General features: G+C 71.6%; 1 protein-coding gene. It reads right to left on the bottom strand.

What is annotated here, in order from left to right; all coding sequences use genetic code 11:
* Positions 1-1,187 (bottom strand): ABC-F family ATP-binding cassette domain-containing protein (locus tag HUK84_RS19200; protein ID WP_176641640.1); only part of this gene is annotated, 1,187 nt, incomplete at both ends.

The raw sequence follows: 1,187 nt of genomic DNA on the forward strand, positions 1-1,187 counted from the left end.
GGCGCGCGCCCGCTCGGCCAGCCAGGTCCGGTATTCCGCCATGTCGCCGTCGAAGGGCCGCACCGTGCCGTCGCCCACCAGCCACAGCCGGTCGGCGACCAGCTCGACCAGATGCGGATCATGGCTGATCAGCAGCACGGCGCCCTCGAATTCCGCCAGGGCGCGGATCAGCGCCTCGCGCGCATCCAGGTCCAGATGGTTGGTCGGCTCGTCCAGGATCAGCAGGTGCGGCGCCTCGCGGGTGGCCAGGGCCAGCAGCAGCCGCGCCTTCTCGCCGCCCGACAGGTCGCGCGTCACCGTGTCCGCCCGCTCGGCATCCAGGCCGAATCGCGCCAGTTGGGCGCGCACGGCGGTGGGCGGGGCCTTGGGCATGGCGCGCGCCATGTGCGCGACCGGGCTGTCCTCCGGTACCAGTTCCTCGGCCTGGTGCTGCGCGAAATAGCCGACGCGCAGCTTCGGACTGTGGGCCATGCCGCCCTGCATCGGCGCCAGCCGGCCGGCAATCAGCTTGGCGAAGGTCGATTTGCCGTTCCCGTTCGCGCCCAGCAGGGCAATCCGGTCCTCCATGTCCAGCCGCAATGTCAGGCCGGACAGGATCGGCCGGCCCTCATAGCCGACGGTCACCCGGTCCAGGGTCAGCATCGGCGGTGGCAGCGGGGCGGGCTCGGGAAAGGCGAAGCGGGTCGGCGCGGCCTCCACCACCGCCTCGATCACCGGCAGCTTCTCCAGCGCCTTCAGCCGGGCCTGGGCCTGGCGCGCCTTGGTCGCCTTGGCGCGGAACCGGTCGACGAAGGACTGCATATGCGCACGCTGGGCGGCGATCCGCTCGGCCGCGCGCGCCTGCTGCAACGCCTGCTCGGTGCGGATGCGCACGAACTCCTCATAGCCGCCGGGCGTCAGGCTCAGCGTCCGCTGGTCCAGATGAGCGATCGCATCCACCGACCGGTCCAGCAGCCCGCGATCATGGCTGACGATCAGCGCCGCGCCGGCAAACCGGGCCAGCCAGCCTTCCAGCCAGATCGTCGCCTCCAGGTCCAGATGGTTCGTCGGCTCGTCCAGCAGCAGCAGGTCCGGGTTCAGGAACAGCGCGGTGGCCAGCGCCACGCGCATGCGCCAGCCGCCGGAAAAATCCGAAACCGGCCGCGCCTGCGCCGCGCTGTCGAACCCCAGCCCCGACAGGATGCTCG

It is taken from the genome of Nguyenibacter vanlangensis (assembly GCF_013376155.1).
Taxonomy (GTDB): Bacteria; Pseudomonadota; Alphaproteobacteria; order Acetobacterales; family Acetobacteraceae; genus Gluconacetobacter; species Gluconacetobacter vanlangensis.